This is a genomic window from Oceanobacillus kimchii X50, from assembly GCF_000340475.1.
In the GTDB taxonomy this organism is placed as follows: domain Bacteria; phylum Bacillota; class Bacilli; order Bacillales; family Amphibacillaceae; genus Oceanobacillus; species Oceanobacillus kimchii.
In genome coordinates, this window is record NZ_CM001792.1 from 1,029,780 (window position 1) to 1,052,630 (window position 22,851).

The window sequence follows — 22,851 nt, forward strand, 5'->3', positions numbered from 1 at the left end:
GATCCAAAATGAAAAAAGTAGCTGTTATTGGTACAGGAGTGATTGGTAATGGATGGATTACTCGTTTTCTTGCAAACGGGTGCGAAGTTGTAGCTTATGATCCTGCCCATGGTGCAAAAGAGAGAACAATGCAAACAATCGAAAATGCTTGGGAATCAGTAGAACAACTAGGGCTAAAAGAAGGTGCATCTAGAGATTCTCTTACATTTGTAGATAGTATAGAAGAAGCTGTCAAAGATGCACATTTAATTCAAGAAAGTGTACCAGAGCGTTATGAATTAAAACACGGTGTACTCAAAGAAATTGATCGTTTTGCACATTCGAATACTATTATTGGATCCAGTACTTCTGGCATTAAGCCAACGGATTTACAAATAGACTTAAATCATCCGGAACGTTTAATAGTAGCTCATCCTTTCAATCCAGTCTACCTACTTCCACTCGTAGAAATTGTTGGCGGTGAAGCTACGACAAAAGAAATTAAGGATAAAGCATTGGCTTATTATGAATCTTTACAAATGAAACCAATGGTCATTGAAAAAGAAATTGAAGGGTTTGTAGCAGATCGTTTAATGGAGGCCCTTTGGCGTGAGGCATTGCACCTGGTGAATGATGGTATTGCGACAACAGAAGAAGTAGATAAAGCAGTTACTTATGGAGCTGGTTTACGTTGGGCGCAAATGGGACCATTTATGACGTTCCATTTAGCTGGTGGAAATGAAGGCATGAGACATATGTTAGAACAATTCGGGCCAGCATTAAAGTTACCTTGGACCAAACTAGAAGCACCAGAATTAACAGATGAATTAAAAGAACGTGTGATTCAAGGTTGTGAAACACATGCTAATGATCGCTCTGTAAAAGAGTTAGAGAGAAGAAGAAATGAATTTTTAGTAAAACTTATTGATCTTGTCGAAGATTATTGGCCATAAGAGGTGAAATGAATAAGATGAATACAACTTTTAGTTTCAAATCAGAAGTAATACAAGAATGGGTAGATTATAACGGTCATATGAATGATGCCGCATATGCTTCTGTTTTCAGTTGTGCCGTGGATTCTTTGATGGAGTTTTTTGGCCTGACTAAAGAAGTCATCGAGAATGAAAAATATACGCTCTTTACATTGGAAACGCATCTTTGCTATTTAAATGAAGCTCATTTAGGTGAAGAACTTCACGTGAATTTGCAATTGTTGGATGTAGATTCCAAACGATTACATGTATTTTTTACGATGAAAAATACAAACGAAGTTGTTATTGCAACAAGTGAGCAAATGCTAATGGGCATGGATCAGGAAATAGGGAAACCAGCACCATTTCTACCTCATGTAAATGACAATATTAATCATGTTTGGAAGAATCATCAATTGAAAGAGAAACCAAAACAAGCTGGAAGAGTAATAGGAATAAAGAAAAAATAATGATTTATTGTAAAAATTTGAAGGAGAGTATACATGAATAAGATTGAAGTAAATCAATTAACGAAGATTTTTGGCTCTCATTCAAAAAAAGGATTACAACTACTTGAAGAGGGCTACACAAAAGATGAAATTCTAAAGAAATCCGGTAATACAGTCGGTGTAAATAATGTATCTTTTGATGTGAAAAGTGGTGAATTCTTCGTGATAATGGGACTTTCCGGTAGTGGTAAATCTACCTTAATTCGGTTAATTAATCGATTAATTGAACCGACTAATGGCTCCGTTAATATTGATGGAGATGACATCACGAAGATGAACAAAGAACAGCTAATCGAGACAAGAAGAAATAAGCTTGGAATGGTATTTCAAAACTTTGGCTTATTTCCCCATCGAACAGTTATCAATAATGTATCTTATGGTCTTGAAATTCAAGGTGTGTCTAAAGAAGATAGAAAGAAGAAAGCGTACAAATCAATTGAAGATGTCGGTTTAAAAGGCTATGAAAATAGCTATCCGAACGAACTGAGTGGTGGGATGCAGCAACGAGTTGGCCTCGCAAGAGCATTAGCTAATGATACTGATATATTACTAATGGATGAGGCTTTTAGCGCACTAGATCCCCTTATTAGAAAAGAAATGCAAGACGAGTTATTAAAACTTCAAAATACATTAAATAAAACTATTCTTTTTATTACACATGATTTAGACGAAGCATTGAAATTAGGTGACCGAATTGCAATTATGAAAGATGGCGAAATTGTCCAAGTCGGCACTTCTGAAGAAATTCTTGAGAATCCTGCAAATGAATACGTGAGTAATTTTGTGAAAGATGTTGATCGTTCAAAAGTCTTGGATGCAGGAACGGTTATGCGAAAACCAGAAGTATTGACTACGTATAAAGACGGTCCACGAATGGCTGTTAGAAAAATGGAAGAAGTAGGTGCCTCCAGTATTTTCGTTGTCGATCGTCAAGATCATTATAAAGGCTTATTAACCATTGACGATGCAATTCGTTCCTATAAAGAAGACATTTCGATGGAAAATGTTTTACAAACAGAAATTTTTCAAACAACTCCAAGTACTCCTTTAAATGATTTAATTGGAATAGCTGCGGATACAAAATACCCAATTGCCGTTGTTGAAGAAGACAAATTAGTAGGAATTGTTTCACGAGTATCCATTCTATCAGGTTTAGTTCTAGGGAAGGAAAACTCGGAGGTGAATGAATAATGGATTATTTCTTTTTACCATTAGAGCAATGGATGAATGAATTCGTTAATGGATGGTTTCTTCCAACGTTTAGTGGTATATTCAACGTCATTAGTGAAGTATTTAACATATTTATTAGTGGAGTTACAGATTTATTATTAATGATACCAGCAGAACTATTTACTATCATTCTAGCATTAATAGCTTGGAAGGTATCTGGTATCGGGTTATCCGTTTTTACCATAATAGGATTTTTATTTATTGGTTCTGTGGATATGTGGGAAGGAGCTATGCAGACACTTGCGATCATTATTGTAGCTACTCTTGTTTCCCTCGTTATAGGTATACCTGTAGGAATATTAAGTGCCATGAATGATGGAGTACAACGAATCGTTCGGCCAATACTAGATTTCATGCAAACTTTACCTAGTTTTGTTTACTTAATTCCTGCAGTTCTATTATTTGGGTTAGGTGGAGTCCCGGCAGTGATGGCAACATTTATTTTTGCCGCACCCCCAGCCGTTCGTATGACTAATTTAGGTATCCGAAGTGTACCAAAAGAGATTATTGAAGCTTCCCGAGCATTTGGCTCAACAAATAAGCAACTTTTATATAAAGTCCAAATTCCATTAGCAATACCAAGTATTATGGCAGGAGTAAATCAAACAATTATGCTTTCCCTGTCAATGGCTGTAGTTGCTTCTATGATTGGGGCACCAGGGTTAGGTGCATCTGTATTAACAGCTATTTCTCAAGTGAATATTGGATTAGGTCTGGTAGCCGGTCTTGGAATCGTTGTCTTAGCAATTGTTCTCGATCGAATTACACAAGGAATTGGTAAAGGAAAATAGTCAAAGAAAGGATTGTTATAACATCATGAAGAAGTTTACTATTGTTTTATCACTATTAACATTAATATTTCTAGCAGCTTGTGGGTCTGGGGATGAAGAATCAACAAATACGAGTGAAAGTAAAGGGACAATTAATTTAGCTGTCACACCATGGACAAGTACAGTTCCACCGACAAAAATTGCACGTATTATTATTGAAGACATGGGTTATGAAGTTAAAGAAACACAGGCAGATGTGAGCTCGACCTTTGTAGGTCTTTCAAGAGGTGATTTAGATGCTTATATGGATTCATGGATGCCTGCACATGAAAATCAAATGGAAAAATATTCAGATTCTATTGAAAAAGTAACTACAAGTTATGATAATGCAAATACTGGTTTAACAATCCCTGCTAGTTTACAGGGAATAAATAAAGTAAGTGACCTAAAAGGAAAAGAAGATCAATTTGGTAATAAGATTTATGGTATCGAAGAGGGCGCAGGAGCAACAGAAATGATGCGCGACTTAATTGAAGAAGCAGATTTAGACGTAGAGTTAGTTCCATCTTCAGAAGGTGGAATGCTAGCTCAAGCACAACGAAAAATATCGAGTGATGAGCCAGTAATATTCTATGGCTGGAGACCACACTCTATGTTCAATAAGTTTGATATCAAAGTACTAGAAGATGACTATGAGGTATTTACACCATCAACTGTAAATGTACTTGCTAATAATGGTTTGAAAGATAAAGCACCAGATGTCTATGCATTTTTAAAGAATTGGAGTATTTCTATTGACGATGTGGAAGAGATGATTACAAAAATTGAAGACGGTGCAGATGAGCGTGAAGTTGCACAAGAATGGATTGATAATAATCAAGATAAAGTAAATAAAATGCTAGAAAATAAATAAAAGATAAATAATCAGACGCTGGGACAATAGGGTTTAATCAAAAGAAAAACCTAAATCAATTTCATAATAAGATATTTTATGTGAAATCCGAATGTTGGCTGTTTTGATTTTCATTACAGACGGACGCTTTCCGCAGGCACGGGTTTTTAGCTAACTTGAAAAGAAAAGCCCTTTTCAAGTGGATCGTGCTGTTCCTGCAGGAGCGCCGTCTTCATTACAATCAAAGTCAAGTTATAGCAATAACAATCCGAACGTTAAATTTAATTATTAATAAAATGCTTTTTTTTTAATTAAACTTAGCAATTATTAAATTAATTCACCTATAATTATGTCCTAGCATCTTTATTTATTTTCTAATAATTGAATATCCTTTTTTGAAAGTGGTTCTTGATTAATTTGGATATATCCTGATTTTATATGAGCCAAATTAATTTTACCATCTATGAAGAGGTTGTCTGGCAATATGGAAGGGATAGGGTAGTTTACATGTTTTCCAGCCATATCGTAAAACAAATATCCTTCATTGTCATCATGTATAACAGAATTTATTTTCATATTTGGCACAAGAAGCAACGTCATTTTTTCTCGCTCATTCCAGAGCATTTTGATAATTAACTTCTTGTTTATTTTTTGTTCTACAAAAGATTTCCATTGCTGCAAGGTTATTTCTTTATTCATATTGTTCCTCCTGATTTATTCGGCATATAACGAGCAATAATACCTCCACTTCAAGACTCTGATGCTAAACCTTTAGTGGATAAGTGGGAGATAAACTGCTTATAAATGTTCGATTCTTTCTGTCAAGGGCCTTTAGCTCATGCCCTTGTGGTATTAACCTGCAGTAAGGAAGCGAAAACCCTACTGCATGGAGTATCATTTTATGCTATAGTAACTATCATTTAAATAGCTTATTATCTCTATTTTGTTCAAACCCAATTCAGATAATCCTTTATGGAGAATGTTTCGATAAGGAATGGAAGCGGTATGTCTCTCCATTTCTGTTATTCCATTACTATTTGTAAATGTAAAGATAGGAGTGAGATCTTCTTCTCCTAAATAGATAATACGATCATACCAGCCTAAGTCTAAATCAGCAAAACCTTGTTTCCTCACTTTATTTAAATCGATATAAATATCTTTCAACTGATTTTCTTGTGCAACCACTTCTAAAAATTGTTCTTCTGTGATTCGATACATACGGCCGGTGGTTGATTGAGTTTACATAAATTTGACCCGTAACTTGAGTACCATATTTCCATCAACTCAACTTCAAATACACAAGAAATATTACTGTTATTGTAACTAAACGATGTCTATTTTTCTATTGAGCATGTGAAGAAACATTAATAATTGGTAAATATTAGCATATTTTTGATGAAGAATTCCGAAAAATCGAGCATATACGATTATTTCGTACCTTATATAAGCATTTAGGTTATTTTTTAAATGATAGAAATATATTTAATATATTTTTCTGAAATATAAGGTAAAAGAGAAATTTCGTAATATGAAAATATTTGATACCATTAAATATGTCAGTTTTGTAGAATCTATTTAGGGGGCAGAAATAATGAAAAAGAATAAGTGGAGTTTGCTGATTATGGTGTCGGCGTTTTTAATAATTCTTGTGGCTTGCGGAACTAGCGAAGAGGATTCAGCATCAGGTGAAGGAGAAGATAATGCTAACGATGAGGCTTCATATGATTTAGAAGATTCTTATACAGTAGTTAGTGATAATTCTTTTGTTCCTTTTGAGTTTGTAGAAGATGGGGAATTAACAGGATTTGATATCGAACTAATTAAAGCTATTGCAGATGAAGCAGGTTTTGAAATTGAAGGTGGAGAAATACAAACAACGAATTTTGATGGAATTATCCCTGGACTTCAAACACAACAATTTGATATTGCTATTGCTGGAATAAGTATTACTGAGGAGCGTAAACAAGTTATTGATTACAGTGAACCTTACTATGAATCTGGTCTGAAAATTGGGGTATCAGCAGATAATGAAGATATTAATAGTATAGAAGATTTAGAAGGTAAAACGGTTGCTACTCGTATGGGTTCTACAAGTGCAGATTTTCTTGAAGAAAATCTTGGAGATGCGACCATTAATCAATTCGAACAACTGGATCAGGTTTACTTAGCGGTCGAAAATGGAAGCGCCGATGCAGTGATGTACGATGCACCAAATGTAGACTATTACATTTCTACAACTGGAGATGGTTTAAAATCAGTTGGGGACTTATATCAAGCTGAAAATTATGGTATTGCCATTGCAAAAGGAAATGAAGACTTAGTTGCTGCCATTAACGATGCGCTAGCAACATTAAAAGAAAATGGTACGTATGATGAAATTTATAATAAGTGGTTTGGTTCAGCAGAATAATTTTAGTCAACATTAAGTTGAGGTATGCTATATAAAATTTAAAAGCTTATAAGGCTTATCACAAGAAGATAAGCCTTATTTTATTTAATGAGGTGAAAGAATGGATGCTATTGGAAGATTGTTAGAATTTGATTGGTTTCGTGTCTTTGAATTTATGCCTGAGCTAGGGAAAGGATTGTATTACACACTTTTAATTTCTATTATTGGTTTACTCATTGGTTTTGTTCTTGGAGCAATATTTGGACTTGGGCGAATCTCTAAAAATAAATTTATATTTGTATTGGCGTCTATCTATGTAGAGGTAGTAAGAGGTACTCCTGTACTTGTACAAGCAATATGGATATTCTTTGCATTACCAATTATTATTCAATATAATTTTGATCCCATTGTAGCTGGGATTATTGTTATCGCAATTAATTCAGGTGCGTATATAGCGGAAGTTGTTCGTGGATCAGTAGAATCAATAGATAAAGGTCAAATCGAAGCGGGGCGTTCACTGGGGCTTACTAAGAATCAAACTATGAGGTATATTATTTGGCCACAGGCTTTTAAACGTATGATTCCTCCACTAGGAAATCAATTTATCATCAGTATCAAAGATACATCACTTTTGTCTGTAATCCTAGTGCCAGAGATAATGTTCCAAGGTAGATTAATAGTTTCCAACCAATTTATTGCGGTAGAAATATATACTGCTGTAGCATTATTCTATCTTGCAATTACATTAACACTATCGTTGATCTTAAGATTAATTGAAAGAAGGTTGAATTACTAATGATAACTGTAAATGATCTACACAAACGATTTGGAAAAAATGAAGTGTTAAAAGGCATAAATTGTGAAGTTAAAGAGACAGAAGTTGTATGTGTCATAGGCCCTAGTGGATCAGGAAAAAGTACTTTTTTACGTTGCTTAAACCTCCTAGAAGATGTTTCGAGCGGTAAAGTGGTTATCGATGGTCATGATTTAACCGATAAAAAAACAGATATTAATACTGTGCGTACAGAAGTTGGAATGGTATTTCAGCAATTTAATTTATTCCCACATAAAACAGTAATACAAAATGTAATGTTAGCCCCACAAAAAGTAAGAAAAATTACAAGTGATGAAGCAAAAAAACGTGGGGAAACATTGTTGGCAAAAGTTGGTCTCTCAGATAAAGCAAATCAATATCCAGCCCAATTATCTGGTGGCCAACAACAACGTGTTGCAATTGCAAGAGCATTAGCAATGGAACCAAAGCTTATGTTATTTGATGAGCCTACTTCAGCCCTTGATCCAGAATTAGTGGGGGAAGTATTAGAAGTGATGAAGCAATTGGCAAAAGAGGGTATGACGATGGTAGTGGTAACTCACGAAATGGGCTTTGCCAAGGAAGTAGCGGATCGAGTATTGTTTATGGACGAAGGGATTATCATGGAGGAAAATATCCCAGATAAGATATTTACCAACCCTAGTTCCGAAAGAACAAAAGAATTTCTAAATAAAGTGTTATAGATAATTGTAAATCTCCACCCTTTTGTAGGTGGGGATATTTTTTTGTTTTATTAAATTTTCCTGCATGTAAAGTGAATAATATTCACTTTGAAACAATGAGGTTAGCCAAAGCATGCCGATAAAAGTTTGATCTAAAATCCAAAGGGGATGAAAATTCAATAAAGTAGTGAATAGACCAGTTCTAAAACCCAAAAAAGCTTAAAAAATTGGAAAAAGTGGTGAATAAATCAGACCGATTTTAAAAAGACTTGAGAAACATTAAGTCAATATAAATGTATAAAGAAAAGAGTCATTTTAATATCTTTCGGTTACAATGTAAACAATCCCAAAAACTCAGAAAGAAGAAACTTAAAATAACCCAATTCAGGAAAAGTAATGAACATTATACATCAGGACTGTAGCATCGGAAGAACAAGCAATTGAAATATGATTAAAAGGGGTTCGAGTAATGCAGTTGTTTAGAGTAAGTGCTAATCATCAAATATCTGCTCAATTTCTTGATAATAGGAGGTTGTCTAAACAAGTATTGGAGATATATCAGATTATTCGAGTTTGTTTAGCTGAATTGCAAATTATTGAAGGTAATACAAAATATCTTCAACATCCTATTGTAAAACATGTATTTAATAACGGTTCGCCTTACTTATCTGATACATGGAGGTATTTACAAGCATGTAATGATGAACATATATTACGTGGAGGTATACGTAATATAGAATTCCGTTCTCAATTATTCAAATTAGGTCAAACTATTGAGGAATATAAAAATTTATACTCGGTTGAACCATTACCTCCATATTTTGTTTATGGAGATAGAAAGGTTTATGGACAAAGGGCGTATGAATTATATCAAACTCTTTTATATGATAAATGGAGTAATGATAAGATAGCTCCTCGATGTGGAATACATAGGTAGGAGGGGCCGAATATAGAAAAATGGATAAACAGATTAAAGTTATGCGAGTGCAGAACAAATTACTATTTCTAAAGAATAAATAAAATGCTCTTTCCCCAATGATTTAAAAAGCGTATACTATCTATATTCGTTTTTTTTGAAAAATTTTGATGTTTGAAAGAAGGTAGTTAGCGTTGAACTATGCATTTAGATGGCTGTTTTTTATTGTTGGTATCATGGTGTTTAGTTTGGGGATTGCATTAACAATTAATATGCAACATCTTGGAATTCACCCTTGGGATGTGCTCAACGTAGCTTTTTTTGATAAATTCGGACTGACAATTGGGTCATGGAATATTATAATTTCCAGTATATTAATTATTATTTCTTTTTGTTTGGATCGAACATACATAAAAGTTGGTACGTTCTTTAACGCTGTCCTGGTAGGAGCTTTTGTAGATTTTTATCATTGGTCTGGTATTCTACCAACCGCAACTCACACTTGGATTGATATTGTATTTATATTGCTTGGAATTGTTATTATGGGCTTTGGTGGTGGAATGTACAATGCTGCAGGAGTTGGATCAGGTCCTAGAGATGGTTTTATGTTATCTTTGTCAGATAAATTAGGTGCTCCAATCGGCAGAGTAAGAATTATTACAGAATGTACTGTTTTAGTAATTGGCTTACTATTTGGAGGGCCAGTATTTATTTTTACATTTATTTTTACGTTTATACAGAGCCCGATATTTCAGTGGACCTATTTAAAGTTAGGAGCACTCGTAGTGAAAATGGATTATAAAAGAAGTAATCGTTTAAAGAGAAACAAACATATATCTTAAGAATTATTACAAAGTAATTGACACATAACAAAACAGTTTACTAAAAAGTCGAACAATAATTGGTTAACGGAATAGAATTTATGTCTCAACCTCTTTAGAATTAATTATTGCTTAACCATTTGCAAGAGTGAATAAAAATATGGCATAATAGTATTGTTGAAAAATGCAACATAAGTAGGTGTGAGAATGATTAAGACAATGTTAATCGCCCCATATTCTGGTATGGCGGAATCTGTAAAACAAATTAAACTACCTGATGATTTCCATGTTGATATTGAAGTCGCTAACTTAGAAGACGCGCTTCAATTGGCTAATAGTGTTGAAGATCAAGGGTATGATTTGATTATTAGCCGTGGTGGTACCGCAGCTATGATTCAAGAAAAAGTTTCAATACCGGTTATTCACATAGATATTAGCGGGTATGATATGCTACGTGTGTTTACTTTGATTCAAGATACTCACCATCGTGTTGCGCTTGTAGGTTTTGAGAATATATGTCGAGGTGCGAAGACCTTGAGTAGTATCTTAGAATATGAGATTGAAATGTTTACGATAAGCCACCGAAATCAAGTTCGTTCCCAATTAGAAGAACTAAAAAGACTTGGTTATAACATCGTTATTGGAGATGTTGTCACCGTAGAAGAAGCTCAAAAATTAGGGATTCGAGGTATTTTAATCACTTCTGGTAAAGAAGCTATTCTTGATGCTTTTGATGAAGGAAGAAGACAATATCAATTATTAAAACGAGCGCATGCTAGAGTATCTCGCTATCATCGGATTCTTCAATCAATTCCACCCAATATTTTCTTGGTAAATAAAGATTGTGAAATAGAATTCTCCAACCTCTCTAGTGAATACGATGAAATAACAAATGAAATTATTGAATACAAGCAGATAAATCAGTTAGTGTTAAAAGTTTTAAAAGAAAAGAAGCCTTATTGGGAATCAATTGAAACTCAGAAATATAACATTGATATGCAAATCTTTCCTATTAAACAAGATGATTCATTAATCGGAATTTATGTACAAGCGCTCAAGAGGATTGAAAATATAAGTTCCGTTGTGATGATTAGTAGAGTAATTCATATTCCTATTATAGGGGATAGTCCTTATTCGGAAACGGTAAGAGAGACGGTTAATCAATTCGCCAAAGCGAATGAGAGTATTCTTATAAGTGGAGAACAAGCAACTGGTAAAATGACTATCGCAAAAGCTATACATTTTACCAAATTTGGACAAGATAATCCGATGCTTGTTGTAGATTGCAGCTCAATCAACCAAGAATGCATACAAAATTTGGTTGAAAAAGTACAAATGATACAACAAGGTACCATTATCTTTAGAAAAATAGATCATCTCCCTCTTCAGGAACAAGAACAATTATGTAATCTTGTTCAAAACACACCAAATAGTTTTCAAATCATTTCATTATCAGAGCAGAATTTAGAATCTATGCTTCAGGATCAGCTTTTTAATTCGGACTTATACCATTTAATTTCTGCACTATCATTCTATACTAAGCCATTAAGAGAACGAAAAGAAGATATAGCTGCATTTATCTCTTATTTCTTATCGGAATTTCATACGCACAGTGGAAATGAGACGCTAGGTATAAGAAAAACGTCAATCGATATGTTAAAAGAGTTTGAATGGAACGGAAATCTAGGAGAATTGAAGAGTAGGGTAAAAGAATTAAGTATAAAAGCAACAGGGTATTATATCAATGAAGATCATATTCATGAGCTATCAGTAAGAAAAGATAAACAAAAAAAGAATGAGTTTATGAATCGAGATAATCTTATTTCAATAAAAGGTACTTTAGAAGAAATAGAACAACAAATTATTCGTAAAGTCTATGAAGAAGAAAATAGAAATCAAACCAAAACAGCAAAACGATTAGGGATTAATCGTACGACACTTTGGAGAAAACTAAATAATACTTAATAATAAAGAGAGGCTACATAGTGGGCTCTCTTTTTGTTGCATTATAAAACAATTTTTCTATATGGAAATGATATTTTAATATTATTTTAAAAAATATGTTGCAAAATAATTCTATTAGTTGTAATATATTTATTGAAAACGCTTTAGATATCAAAAAGATTTGTTTAAAAAATAAACAATCTGTATAATTGAGGGGGAATTGATATGAAAATTAAAGCTACGATTGAACGAATTCCAGGAGGTATGATGGTAGTACCGTTGTTACTTGCTGCAACAATTAATACATTAGCTCCAGATTTACTTCGTATTGGAAATTTCACACAAGCCTTGTTTGTAGATGGAGCAAGTACGTTAATAGCACTATTTCTTTTATTTACCGGTGCACAAATTAATTTACGTAATGTAGGTGTTAGTTTAGGAAAAGGGGCAACACTGCTTGTGACCAAATGGTTTGCAGGTGCAGTCATTGGATTAATTGCATTTATGATGATGGGTGATAATGGGTTATTTCTTGGATTAGCACCTATTGCAATTATTGCGGCCATGACAAATAGTAATGGTGGATTGTATGTGGCACTTGTTGGACAATATGGGGATAAAACAGACCGTGCTGCGTATTCACTTTTAGCATTAAATGATGGTCCTTTTCTAACAATGATTGCATTATCCATTTTTGGAGCAATGGGCTTTGTAGAAGGAATGTTTTCATTTACTTCCTTTATATCAGTATTATTACCTATTGTAGTTGGTATGGTACTTGGTAATTTAGATGAAGATTTAAGAAATTTCTTTAGTACAGGAAGTTCAGTATTAATTCCTTTCTTTGCATTTGCATTAGGTATGGGAATTGATTTCTCAAGTATTATTGAAGGTGGACTAGGTGGAATCATATTAGGATTACTAACCGTATTCTTTACTGGTACAGTTGGATACTTTGTATTTAAAGCAATGAAATGGAATCCAATTGTTGGTGCTGCTGAAGGTTCAACTGCTGGTAATGCAGTAGCGACTCCAGCTGCTATAGCTGCGGCAAGTCCGGCATTTGCAGCAAATGTGGAATTAGCAACGGTTCAAGTGGCGGCAGCAGTAGTAACAACAGCAATTTTACTACCAATTTATATCGGTTTTCTTGTTAAACGTTTAGAGAAAAAAGGTGTAAACGTTCCAGATGACTACGTAGTTCAAGATAATAAGAATTAAAATGGTTAAAATAAAGTGGGTGGTACAACATGGCAAAACAGATTGCAATTATAGCGGATGATTTGACCGGAGCAAATGATAGTGGAGTACAATTGACTGAAAAAGGAATGGATACTTCAGTATTATTTGAAATTCCAGAAGAAATAGAGTTCTTGAGTGAAGGATTAGTAATTGATACCAATTCACGAGCACTTAATAAAGCAGATGCGATCTCAATTACCTCACAAGCTACAAATTTTATAAATAAATTAGGTTATCAGCATGTCTATAAGAAAATGGATTCTACTTTACGTGGTCATATCGGATATGAGTTAAAAGTGATGGAGTTTGAATTAGATGCAGATTTAGTTTTAATTGCACCAGCTTTCCCAAGTATGGGACGTGTCACTAAAAATGGTTATCACTATGTCTATGATGTGTTGATTTCTGAGACTGAAATATCGAAAGATCCAAAACATCCCGTAACAGAATCACATATTCCAACTTTGATAAAAAATCAGATAGGTGAAGAAGTTGGGGTGATCACGAAAAGAGAGTATGAAGACGAAGTTATACTATTAAACAAACTTGACTCCTATCAAAGAGAAAATATAAAAATGGTAGTTTTTGATGCAGAAACAGAAGAAGACTTAAGAACAATTGCTTCTCGAATTGCATCTACTAATCAAAAAGTTGTATGGGCTGGATCTGCTGGTCTAGCAGAAGTTGTTCCAGAAGTACTACACTTGGAAAAAGAAAAACAAGTAACTACCTATACGAATTCGAATATAACAATGACGGTTTGTGGAAGTTTATCACAAATGACACAAAAACAAGTACAGTATGCAATGAAACAAAATGGAGTGATTGCTGTTGAATTAAACCCATTAAAAATGTTTCAGCATGACTGGAATGCATATAAAACAACTTATATAAAGAGATGTTTAGCTGGATTTAAAGATGATAAAGATGTAGTCTTATATGTCCCTTCTAATGAAGGGGTTCGTAAAGATGTCCAAGAAATTGGAAGGGATCTAGGATTATCTAAAAATCAAATTGGAGAAACTATATCCGAGAAAATCGCTGATATAGTATCTACTATAAAAGAAGAATTTCCTAGGATAGATCGGTTTGTTTTAACTGGTGGAGATACAGCAAAAGCAACTGCACAGTATTTAGGTGCAATCGGTATACATTTAATCAAACAACTAGAGCCAGGCATACCGTTAGGATCTTTAATAGGTACTAGTGAAAGTTTAGTTGTTACCAAAGCGGGAGCATTTGGGAAAGAAGATTCTATTTATAAAGCAATGCTCCACCTGAAAGGAGAAATTGTCAATGAGTAAGAAACCAATTATTGGAATAACTATGGGAGATGCAGCAGGGGTAGGACCAGAAATTATCATCAAAAGTTTACGTAATCGCGAGATATATGAACAAGCTCATCCAATCGTAATAGGTGATACAAAGATGCTAGAGCGAGCTGCAAAAATACTGGGTGTAGAAGTATCTTTTGACAAAAAAACTAAAGAAGAAGAACTTACGGATACTACTTTTGGGAAAATTACTTGTATTGATTTAGATATACTTCCAGAAGACTTGGCATATGGAGAAGTTTCCCCTGTATCGGGAAATGCGGCTTTTGAATATTTACGTATGGCAATAGATCTTGCGAATGAAGGAAAAATTCAAGCGATTTGTACAGCTCCTTTAAATAAAGAAGCATTACAAAAAGGGGGCCATATGTACCCTGGGCATACAGAGATTCTTGCTGAATTAACAAATACAGAAGAATTTTCTATGATGCTATCCTCGCCTAAATTAAAGGTTATTCATGTTACGACACATGTTGGTCTTCTTCAAGCGATACAGATGATTAAGCCAGAACGTGTGCATAAAGTAATTCAATTAGCGCATGAAACACTATCAAATTCAGGTATTAAAAACCCTAAAATTGGGGTTTGTGGTATCAATCCACATGCTGGAGAGAATGGATTGTTTGGTAACGGTGAAGAAGAAGAAAAAATAATTCCGGCTATTAAACAGGCAGAAAAAGAAGGAATAAATGTAGAGGGTCCTTTACCTGCGGATACTTTATTTTTCCGAGCGCAACGTGGAGATTTTGATATTGTTGTAGCGATGTATCATGATCAAGGGCATGGCCCGATTAAAGTATTGGGATTGGAAGCTGGGGTAAATATAACCGTAGGATTGCCAATTATTCGTACAAGTGTTGACCATGGAACAGCGTTTGATATTGCTGGAAAAGGGATTGTAGATGAAAGAAGTATGTTAGAAGCACTTCATCAAGCAATAGAGTTAGCGCCAACAAAATAAATAAAAAACCTTAAGGAGAACACATCTGTTTTCCTTAAGGTTTTTTATTTGCTCATATTAATTGACTATGGAAAAGATATAAGAGATTGACTCCTCATTTTGTGTAAAGTTTTGTAACCATAGCCAAGTAAATAACCCTGTTAATAATATAACGATAATGATAATAAAGACAATGTGTGAACCTTTCATCCTAGCACCTCTTCAATCATTATTGTGAAGCTATCACTTTAGATACATCATAATTTTCGAGCTCGATATCCAGTGGTTCGCCCAGTACTAGTTTCGCAAGTTGCTGACCAACAAATGGACCCATTGTTAACCCTGTTCCACCTAACCCATTAGCTAAGTATACACCTTTAATTTGATGTAGTGGACCAACAATTGGGAGGGATCCAGGAGTAAATGGCCTAAATCCAACTCTTGTTTCAATTACAGTGCTATTTTCTAATCCTGGAGCGACATTCAATGCTTTATCTAAGATTTCGTGTACTTTTCCAGCTGTTATCCGATAATCAAAACCGACATTATCTTCATAAGTCGAACCTAAGACAATCCTGTTATCCGGTAAAGAAAGCATATACTGATTTCCGGGCGGCATAATGACTGGCCATTTTGCAGTTTCGATTCCAGGTAACTTTACATGTGTTATTTGAGCTCGTTGAGGAAATACCTGTAAATCAATACCAAAAGGTTTAACAAGTTCTGACATCCAAGCCCCGTTTGCAAGTATCACTTTGTCTGCATGGATTGTATATTGATTATCTACATGCACTCCTTTTATTTGATTACCTTCGATACTTAGACTTGCATCGCCTTGTAAAATATTTACCCCTTTTAATGTTGCTCCTCTTTTCAGTGCCTGAAGTAATTCTTGACCGTTTACTCGAGCAGCTCCGCTTATATAGACAGATTGATAACCTTCTTGAAGAACAGGAACTCGATTTACAGTTTCTATTTCATTTAAAGTAGTAATTTCACCAATTTCAGGAGCCGTTTCTTTTCTTTTTGTTGCTCTTTCTACCATACCTTCTAATTTATTTGCTTCAGTATGTAGACTAATTGCTCCGACCTTTTCATAGCCCGTATTGGTCTCTCCTAAGGATTCTAATTCAGCAATTAAATTCGTATATAGTGCAGCGCCACTTTTTGCTAAATGATACCAAGCTTTATTACGGCGTTGTGAAATCCAAGGGCAAATGATACCTGCAGCAGCAGTAGTAGCCTGTCCCTGATCATTTCGATCGACAAGTGTAACGGAAGCTCCATTTTTAGCGAGATAATAAGCAGTACTTGCTCCTACAATTCCTCCACCAATAACAATTACTTTTTCACTCATTTGTTCGATGAGAAATCAGGTTGTTGATTAATTACATCTTTCAATTTAAATTGTTTATTTCTCACCCGTATCCCTCCAATAGTAATGATTATAATAGAAGTCTATAAACTTTTACAGTATTTAACCACGAAACAGGAAAATCTAAGTAAAATGTAGAATTTATAATATAAGGGAGGGGGAGAAAATGTATCAAAAGATAAATTATTTAAGTTATGCGATTATTGCAGTAGGAATAATAATTATTTTATTTGGGTTATTTACTTCTATCGAAATAGCTACTTTTGAAGATTATTATGAACCAAGTAGCGGCCTGGAAGAGGCTGAAGAAATACCATTTGAATGGTCGCAATTTTATTATTCCTTTATAGAGTCACTAGAAGCTGGTATAGTTACTATCGGTATCGGCTTTATCAGTTTAATACTTAATCAAGGAAATCGGTTACGACGTAAACAAATTAAACAACTTTCTAGTTTTTCGTTATCCGTTAGCAAAAAAGAATTAGTACCATCAGTATATCAACGGGAAGAAACTTGGGATATAAAGGGAGAAGATGAACGAAAAATTGATGAATTATATAAGGATAAAGCGATTTTAGAAATACATCCTACAATGGAAGAGGGATTTGTTGTTGTTACTTTAAAAGATTTTCACGGAGAAGGTAATTCCTACCAAAGAGTAGTATACATAAGTTCGGAGAAAGCGGAAGAGATAAAGCAACCTGCTTTAGTTGAGAAGTATATTAAACAACTGAATAATGCAGGTTAACTTTAACGGGGGATTAAAGATGGAAGATAATCAGAAAAGAAAGAAAGATAACAAGCGATTGTGGTGGATTCTTGTAAGTGTAATAATTATCACAGGGGTAGGATCAAGTATATTTTTCTTTAACTTTTTTGGGATAGGATTAGATGCTCTGAATAATAGCGATACAGCGGGTTCTGTTGAACAAAAGGATTTGTCTGTAGAAGAAGAGGAAAAAATTAATACAGTCCGTTCTACATTAGGAGAATCTCACCAAGAATTAGGAGATTTCGTGTCATCTACACACGAATTTTATAATGATACAACAGGTTACGGCGGTATAAATAACCTTGATTGGGAAGAACAAAGAATTAAATAAATGAGATAGAGAAGTTATTAGGTGATGTTACGGATGAACCTCTAAGAAAAGACTTAAATTCTATAGTAACTTTAAGCAAACAGACAATAGAAGAAGATGTTGAACTTGTACGCTTACTTCATCGATATTTTCATGATTTAGATATCGCATTGAACGACTATACGACTTATGATAGAATTTGGAATGTTACCGAGACGTTAAAATAGCTTACTATTATAGTGAAAACTTTTAACAGTAGGGATAAAGGGCTTGCTTATATTGATAAAGTGAATCTAACCATTCTTATTGTAAGGAGAGGGGTTAGAAATCGATTATTTTCGAAAATATTTGTCCGTTTCACTTCTTTTTTTGGTATGATTTTAATAGAGATTGATAACAAAATTATGGTAATCTTATAAAAGGAATAGTTGATGGAAGGAGAAGTTTTTAGATGGTAAAAACATTAATTTTTGGACATAAAAATCCAGATACAGATACAATCTGCTCAAGCATTGCTTATGCAGACTTAAAAACAAAACGAGGTTATGATGTGACACATGTACGTTTAGGCGAGGTAAACAAAGAAACGCAATTTGCTTTAGATCAATTTAATATAAAAGCGCCTGAACTTATAGAACGAGTAGAAGATGGTGCAGAGGTTATATTAGTGGATCATAATGAATTTCAACAAAGTGTAGATAATATAGAGAATGCTACTATTCGTGAAGTCATAGATCATCATCGTATTTCTAACTTTGAAACAAAGGAACCATTATATTTTCGTGCTGAACCAGTTGGCTGTACTGCAACAATCTTGAATAAAATGTACAAAGAAAATGACATTTCTGTAGATAAGAATATTGCTGGAATATTGCTTTCTGCCATTATATCAGACTCATTATTGTTGAAATCTCCAACTTGCACAGATGAAGACGTACAAGCAGCACATGAACTTGCAGAAATCGCAGGTGTAGATCTAGAAAGTTATGGTCTTGATATGCTAAAAGCCGGTGCTGATTTAAGTGATAAAACAGTAAAAGATCTAATCACAATGGATGCAAAAGAATTTGCAATGGGTAATGCTAAAGTTGAAATAGCGCAGGTAAATGCTGTAGATACAAGTGAAATTTATAAACTTCATGATGAATTAGTTGAAGTAATTACCAGTCGAACAAATGATAATGATTTAGATTTATTCTTGTTTGTTGTCACTGATATTCTCAACAATGATTCAGAAGTGTTAGCTATCGGAAATGGAAAAGATAAAGTGAATTCAGCATTTAACGTGGCGCTGGATTCAAACAATCGTGCTTTATTAAAAGGTGTTGTATCTCGTAAAAAGCAAATTGTTACTGTATTAACGGAACAATTTAAATAATAACGTAAAAAATCTCCTTTATAACAAAGGAGATTTTTTACTTTTTGACATGAAAAAAACCATCGATAAGAATCGATGGTTTTTTAAGCAAACTAATTAGTTTTTAACAACGTTAGCTGCTTGTGGTCCACGGTTACCTTCTTCGATATCGAAAGAAACTGATTGACCTTCTTCTAATGTTTTGAAACCTTCGCCTTGGATTGCTGAGAAATGTACGAATACATCGTCTCCACCTTCAACTTCGATGAAACCGAAGCCTTTTTCTGCGTTAAACCATTTTACTGAACCTGTGTTCATATTGAAAACCTCCATGTGCATAATGCACGATATATTACTATTTAGTTCAAGTTTACAATCAAGACAAAAGCTCTTTACATTGAAACATTCTATCCTGTATTTCTACCGAACTTAAATAAGTAATCTTAGTATAACACACATAATAAAAAAATATCCACCCTTTTAGAAAATTGTCTTCGAATATTTGATTGTAAATGCTAAACACTATGTATATAAGAAAAGGAAGGAGGATGCATTTATGTCAAAAAGACCAATGGGTCCAAAACAACAAAAAAGCCCAGATTTACCAAAAAGTCCGGAACAACCATATGATGAACCATTAAGCGGATCAAAAAAAGAGAAAAATGCAAATCATTCTGGTCAAAAACATAATCCACATCATGGCTTATAAAGATGGGCTTGTATAGATCCCTTATTCTTCATGTGACGAGGATGCTTAGCCAAAAAGTATCCGTAAGTGTTTGATGTTATCCATCCGGAAAAGTAGTAAATAGACTGATTCTAAAGTCAAAGTATGTTGAAGAATCTGGAAAAATAATGATAAGACTGGTTTTAAAACCCTAAAACAGTTATTAGAAAAATGTAAGGTATTTTAATCTTTGTAACGTCCGTTATCCCACAACTAGTCTTATTGTATTTTTTTCAAAGTCTAAAGTGGGATATTTCGGACAATTAGTCAACGTTATAAGAATTACATTAATCTCTCTTAATTGAGTTAGTTTCATGAATCAATTTAATAATATAAGATTCGATTCATTCGTTTTCAATGGAAGATTGAATTTAATTAATCCAATAACTCTCGTTATATTTCGTACTAATTTTTATATAACTTTTTATTTTGTGAGTACCTTGACGCGAAAAAACCTTAACTTTATTCTGTTAATATACTGAATTAGATAGAGAGGTGAATAAAGGTGTGGAAAGAATTTAAAGAGTTTGCTTTTAAAGGAAATATCATAGATTTAGCTGTAGCAGTTGTCATTGGTGGTGCATTTGGAGCGATTGTAACGTCATTTGTGGAAAATATAATTACACCATTAATGGGTATAGTTGTTGGTGGCATTGATTTCACAAGTTTGAAAGTGACAGTTGGAGAAGCAGAACTATTATATGGAAATTTTATTCAATCATTTGTTGATTTCATTATTATTGCTCTTTCTATCTTTTTAGCTATTAAATTCCTCACAAAGTTTAAACGTCAGAAAGAAGAGGAAGTTGAAGAAGTTGTAGAAGAATTAAGTAAGCAAGAAGTGTTACTTGAAGAAATTAGAGACCTGCTTAAAGAACAATCAAATAATAAGTAATTTTAAAGGTTGTCCTATTAAAAAATAGGACAACCTTTTTAAATTCAGTCTATAGTTGGAGATAATATCCATCATGAGAAACAGGAATGTAATTCTGAACTTTGTTAAGATTGTGTTATTGATGGGAGGAATCGAAATGAAAAAAATTATTGAAGTGAATAATTTAACTAAGGTTTATAAAAAACGAAAAACAAAAGAAGTGATTGAAGCGTTAAAGGGAATTGATTTTGATGTCTTCAAAGGTGAAATCCTTGGATTATTGGGTCCAAATGGTGCAGGGAAGACAACGACGATTAAATTAATCTGCGGATTATTACAACCAGATAATGGATTAGTAAAGATAAATGGAATATCAAATAAGCAACATCGACTAGAATCTTTACAACATATTAGTGCTGTTTTAGAAGGGAATCGTAACTTATATTGGCGATTAAGTGTAAGAGAAAATATGGATTATTTCGCCGGTAATCGTGGGAAATCACCTAAAAAGGTAGCGAAAGAAATTGATGATCTGTTAAATATGTTTAGGTTAAAAGATAAAGAAAATGAACTCGTAAATCGTCTATCTCGAGGTATGCAACAAAAACTAGCAATTGCTGTTGCGATGTTAGCTGATACAGAAGTGTTGTTACTTGATGAGCCAACATTAGGTTTAGATGTAGAGACCAGCCTTGAAGTAAGAGGAATTTTAAAGAAGATAATACATGATTACGGAAGAACAATTATCATTAGTTCCCATGATATGGATGTCATTCAAGATATATGTGATCGAACCGTTATTATTAATAAAGGGAAAGTGATTATCAATGACCGAATAGATCACTTAATGGACTTATTTGAGGTAAGATCATATAAAATATCCATTGGTCAACGATTAACTTTAAAACAAATAGAGTTGCTGAATGAGCAATTTCCACTGTGTGAATATAACGAAGATGGCAACCATGCATCTATTACGATTGACTTAGAAAAAAGTGAACACATGTATCAATTATTTGCGATTCTACAATTAGATCAAACTCAAATTGATTCAATTGATAGAAAAGCAATCCGATTTGATGAGGTATTTATGGAAATCATTAAGGGGGAACATGAATATGAAATGGCTTAATTTATTTCGAGTAAATTTGAAAAAAGAATATATTGAATTAAAGCGATATTTACCAAATACAATTGCAATGATTCTAACGTTTTATTTTATTTTTCTAGGATTATTTGGGGTTATTCATTTCTTTGGAAATCCCTCTACACAAGATGCAAATATTCAATTTGTAATTGTCAATTATGTCTTTTGGTATTTATCACTTATGGTCATTCAACAAATTGGATATGATATCGTCAATGAAGGAATGCGGGGAACATTAGAACAATTATCGATGTCACCGATGGGAATATTAAAAATTCTAATCACACGGTTAATTGCTAATAATATTATATATGGATTTATTATTCTCATCTTATTATATGTGTCTATGTTAACAGCTGGTCAGTGGTTAAATGTAGATATTATATCTATTCTACCATTATTTATTTTTACGGTTATTGGAATGATGGGGCTTGGATTAATTATTGGTGGAATTTCCATTATCTTAAAGCAAGTTCAGGCGATTCTACAGGTTCTGCAATTTCTGTTAGCAGCATTAGCATTTATCCCGCTCGTTGCATCACCGATTATGTATTTTTTACCTTTTGTAATTGGTATTGATCTTGTTCGAGAAATTATGATAAATGGAGCAACTTTAATGGAAATTGGATGGATTAATATTACTTTACTTATCATCAATGCATTGGTTTATTTTGGAATAGGAGTATTTGTTTTTCATAGTTGTGAGCGTTTTGCTACGAGAAGAGGGCTGCTTGGTCAATATTAGTTATGGAGATATTCCCAGGAAATCTGCACAAAATAGGTAACTGTCTCTTACCATTGTAAGCAAAATAACATAGGTTATTAGTGAACCTAAAAAAGAAAGGGGCTTATTTT

General features: G+C 33.6%; 26 protein-coding genes. 21 read left to right on the top strand and 5 right to left on the bottom strand.

Annotated elements, in window-relative coordinates; all coding sequences use genetic code 11:
* The first annotated feature begins 8 nt into the window (after positions 1 to 8).
* The 5 genes from C794_RS05560 to C794_RS05580 are packed head-to-tail and all read left to right on the top strand — an operon-like array spanning position 9 to position 4,372.
* Positions 9 to 932, top strand: coding sequence for a 3-hydroxyacyl-CoA dehydrogenase NAD-binding domain-containing protein (locus C794_RS05560; protein ID WP_017796137.1), 924 nt, complete (start codon positions 9 to 11; stop codon positions 930 to 932).
* Between the two features lie 17 nt (positions 933 to 949).
* Positions 950 to 1,420: a thioesterase family protein gene (locus C794_RS05565; protein WP_017796138.1), complete on the top strand. Its 471-nt coding sequence runs from the start codon at positions 950 to 952 to the stop codon at positions 1,418 to 1,420.
* Between the two features lie 33 nt (positions 1,421 to 1,453).
* Positions 1,454 to 2,650 carry a quaternary amine ABC transporter ATP-binding protein gene (locus C794_RS05570; RefSeq protein ID WP_017796139.1) on the top strand — a complete coding sequence of 399 codons (1,197 nt, stop codon included), beginning with the start codon at positions 1,454 to 1,456 and terminating at the stop codon, positions 2,648 to 2,650.
* The gene (locus C794_RS05575; protein ID WP_017796140.1) at positions 2,650 to 3,480 is read left to right on the top strand and encodes an ABC transporter permease; all 831 of its coding nucleotides are present in this window, start codon (positions 2,650 to 2,652) and stop codon (positions 3,478 to 3,480) included. Before C794_RS05570 ends, C794_RS05575 begins: the two co-directional genes overlap by 1 nt.
* 25 nt (positions 3,481 to 3,505) lie before the next feature.
* Entirely contained in the window at positions 3,506 to 4,372 is an 867-nt protein-coding gene (locus C794_RS05580; protein ID WP_017796141.1) for a glycine betaine ABC transporter substrate-binding protein, read from the top strand.
* Between the two features lie 342 nt (positions 4,373 to 4,714).
* Here C794_RS05580 and C794_RS05585 read toward each other — a convergent pair whose 3' ends face one another.
* Positions 4,715 to 5,050, bottom strand: a complete 336-nt coding sequence (locus tag C794_RS05585; protein ID WP_017796142.1) for a hypothetical protein — start codon at positions 5,048 to 5,050, stop codon at positions 4,715 to 4,717.
* A gap of 195 nt (positions 5,051 to 5,245) precedes the next feature.
* Complete coding sequence (locus tag C794_RS19735) at positions 5,246 to 5,569, bottom strand: hypothetical protein (protein WP_017796143.1); 324 nt, start codon at positions 5,567 to 5,569, stop codon at positions 5,246 to 5,248.
* A 373-nt stretch (positions 5,570 to 5,942) separates the two neighbouring features.
* Between C794_RS19735 and C794_RS05595 the strand changes: the two genes are divergently transcribed.
* The 9 genes from C794_RS05595 to pdxA all read left to right on the top strand — a co-directional run bounded on the left by C794_RS05595 (position 5,943) and on the right by pdxA (position 15,455).
* Positions 5,943 to 6,761, top strand: coding sequence for a glutamine ABC transporter substrate-binding protein (locus C794_RS05595; protein ID WP_017796144.1), 819 nt, complete (start codon positions 5,943 to 5,945; stop codon positions 6,759 to 6,761).
* 100 nt (positions 6,762 to 6,861) lie between these two features.
* Positions 6,862 to 7,536 carry an amino acid ABC transporter permease gene (locus C794_RS05600; RefSeq protein ID WP_017796145.1) on the top strand — a complete coding sequence of 225 codons (675 nt, stop codon included), beginning with the start codon at positions 6,862 to 6,864 and terminating at the stop codon, positions 7,534 to 7,536.
* On the top strand, positions 7,536 to 8,258 hold the full coding sequence (locus C794_RS05605) for an amino acid ABC transporter ATP-binding protein (RefSeq protein WP_017796146.1): 723 nt from the start codon (positions 7,536 to 7,538) through the stop codon (positions 8,256 to 8,258). The genes C794_RS05600 and C794_RS05605 overlap by 1 nt, the downstream gene beginning before the upstream one ends.
* Before the next feature lie 448 nt (positions 8,259 to 8,706).
* Positions 8,707 to 9,174 (top strand): pyrimidine dimer DNA glycosylase/endonuclease V, encoded by a 468-nt coding sequence (locus C794_RS05610; RefSeq protein WP_017796147.1) that lies wholly within the window; start codon positions 8,707 to 8,709, stop codon positions 9,172 to 9,174.
* Between the two features lie 173 nt (positions 9,175 to 9,347).
* Positions 9,348 to 9,995 (top strand): YczE/YyaS/YitT family protein, encoded by a 648-nt coding sequence (locus C794_RS05615; protein ID WP_017796148.1) that lies wholly within the window; start codon positions 9,348 to 9,350, stop codon positions 9,993 to 9,995.
* A gap of 186 nt (positions 9,996 to 10,181) precedes the next feature.
* Positions 10,182 to 11,939 carry a sigma-54-dependent Fis family transcriptional regulator gene (locus C794_RS05620; protein ID WP_017796149.1) on the top strand — a complete coding sequence of 586 codons (1,758 nt, stop codon included), beginning with the start codon at positions 10,182 to 10,184 and terminating at the stop codon, positions 11,937 to 11,939.
* A 204-nt stretch (positions 11,940 to 12,143) separates the two neighbouring features.
* Entirely contained in the window at positions 12,144 to 13,139 is a 996-nt protein-coding gene (locus C794_RS05625; RefSeq protein ID WP_017796150.1) for a 2-keto-3-deoxygluconate permease, read from the top strand.
* Positions 13,140 to 13,168: 29 nt separating this feature from the next.
* Positions 13,169 to 14,464 (top strand): four-carbon acid sugar kinase family protein, encoded by a 1,296-nt coding sequence (locus C794_RS05630; RefSeq protein WP_017796151.1) that lies wholly within the window; start codon positions 13,169 to 13,171, stop codon positions 14,462 to 14,464.
* Positions 14,457 to 15,455, top strand: a complete 999-nt coding sequence (gene pdxA / locus C794_RS05635; protein ID WP_017796152.1) for a 4-hydroxythreonine-4-phosphate dehydrogenase PdxA — start codon at positions 14,457 to 14,459, stop codon at positions 15,453 to 15,455. Before C794_RS05630 ends, pdxA begins: the two co-directional genes overlap by 8 nt.
* 57 nt (positions 15,456 to 15,512) lie before the next feature.
* On the opposite strand, the gene C794_RS21160 is transcribed toward pdxA, so the two are convergent.
* Entirely contained in the window at positions 15,513 to 15,644 is a 132-nt protein-coding gene (locus tag C794_RS21160; protein ID WP_017796153.1) for a hypothetical protein, read from the bottom strand.
* A gap of 19 nt (positions 15,645 to 15,663) precedes the next feature.
* On the bottom strand, positions 15,664 to 16,791 hold the full coding sequence (locus C794_RS05645) for an NAD(P)/FAD-dependent oxidoreductase (protein WP_017796154.1): 1,128 nt from the start codon (positions 16,789 to 16,791) through the stop codon (positions 15,664 to 15,666).
* Between the two features lie 184 nt (positions 16,792 to 16,975).
* On the opposite strand from C794_RS05645, the gene C794_RS05650 reads away from it, so the two are divergent.
* The 3 genes from C794_RS05650 (at position 16,976) to C794_RS05660 (ending at position 19,269) form a co-directional block, all read left to right on the top strand.
* Positions 16,976 to 17,557 (top strand): hypothetical protein, encoded by a 582-nt coding sequence (locus C794_RS05650; protein WP_017796155.1) that lies wholly within the window; start codon positions 16,976 to 16,978, stop codon positions 17,555 to 17,557.
* Between the two features lie 19 nt (positions 17,558 to 17,576).
* Positions 17,577 to 17,912 (top strand): hypothetical protein, encoded by a 336-nt coding sequence (locus C794_RS20980; protein WP_017796156.1) that lies wholly within the window; start codon positions 17,577 to 17,579, stop codon positions 17,910 to 17,912.
* A gap of 430 nt (positions 17,913 to 18,342) precedes the next feature.
* Complete coding sequence (locus C794_RS05660) at positions 18,343 to 19,269, top strand: manganese-dependent inorganic pyrophosphatase (RefSeq protein WP_017796157.1); 927 nt, start codon at positions 18,343 to 18,345, stop codon at positions 19,267 to 19,269.
* A 96-nt stretch (positions 19,270 to 19,365) separates the two neighbouring features.
* Here the strand turns inward: C794_RS05660 and cspD are convergent, their stop codons facing one another.
* On the bottom strand, positions 19,366 to 19,566 hold the full coding sequence (gene cspD / locus C794_RS05665) for a cold-shock protein CspD (protein WP_011065421.1): 201 nt from the start codon (positions 19,564 to 19,566) through the stop codon (positions 19,366 to 19,368).
* A 238-nt stretch (positions 19,567 to 19,804) separates the two neighbouring features.
* Here cspD and C794_RS05670 point away from each other — a divergent pair, with 238 nt between their 5' ends.
* From C794_RS05670 to C794_RS05685, 4 genes are all read left to right on the top strand, one after another.
* Positions 19,805 to 19,957 carry a small acid-soluble spore protein P gene (locus C794_RS05670; protein ID WP_017796158.1) on the top strand — a complete coding sequence of 51 codons (153 nt, stop codon included), beginning with the start codon at positions 19,805 to 19,807 and terminating at the stop codon, positions 19,955 to 19,957.
* 523 nt (positions 19,958 to 20,480) lie between these two features.
* On the top strand, positions 20,481 to 20,870 hold the full coding sequence (gene mscL / locus C794_RS05675; protein ID WP_017796159.1) for a large conductance mechanosensitive channel protein MscL: 390 nt from the start codon (positions 20,481 to 20,483) through the stop codon (positions 20,868 to 20,870).
* A gap of 136 nt (positions 20,871 to 21,006) precedes the next feature.
* A complete protein-coding gene (locus C794_RS05680) occupies positions 21,007 to 21,981 on the top strand; it encodes an ABC transporter ATP-binding protein (RefSeq protein WP_017796160.1) in 975 nt (324 codons plus the stop codon).
* Complete coding sequence (locus tag C794_RS05685) at positions 21,968 to 22,741, top strand: ABC transporter permease (protein WP_017796161.1); 774 nt, start codon at positions 21,968 to 21,970, stop codon at positions 22,739 to 22,741. The genes C794_RS05680 and C794_RS05685 overlap by 14 nt, the downstream gene beginning before the upstream one ends.
* Positions 22,742 to 22,851 lie beyond the last annotated feature (110 nt).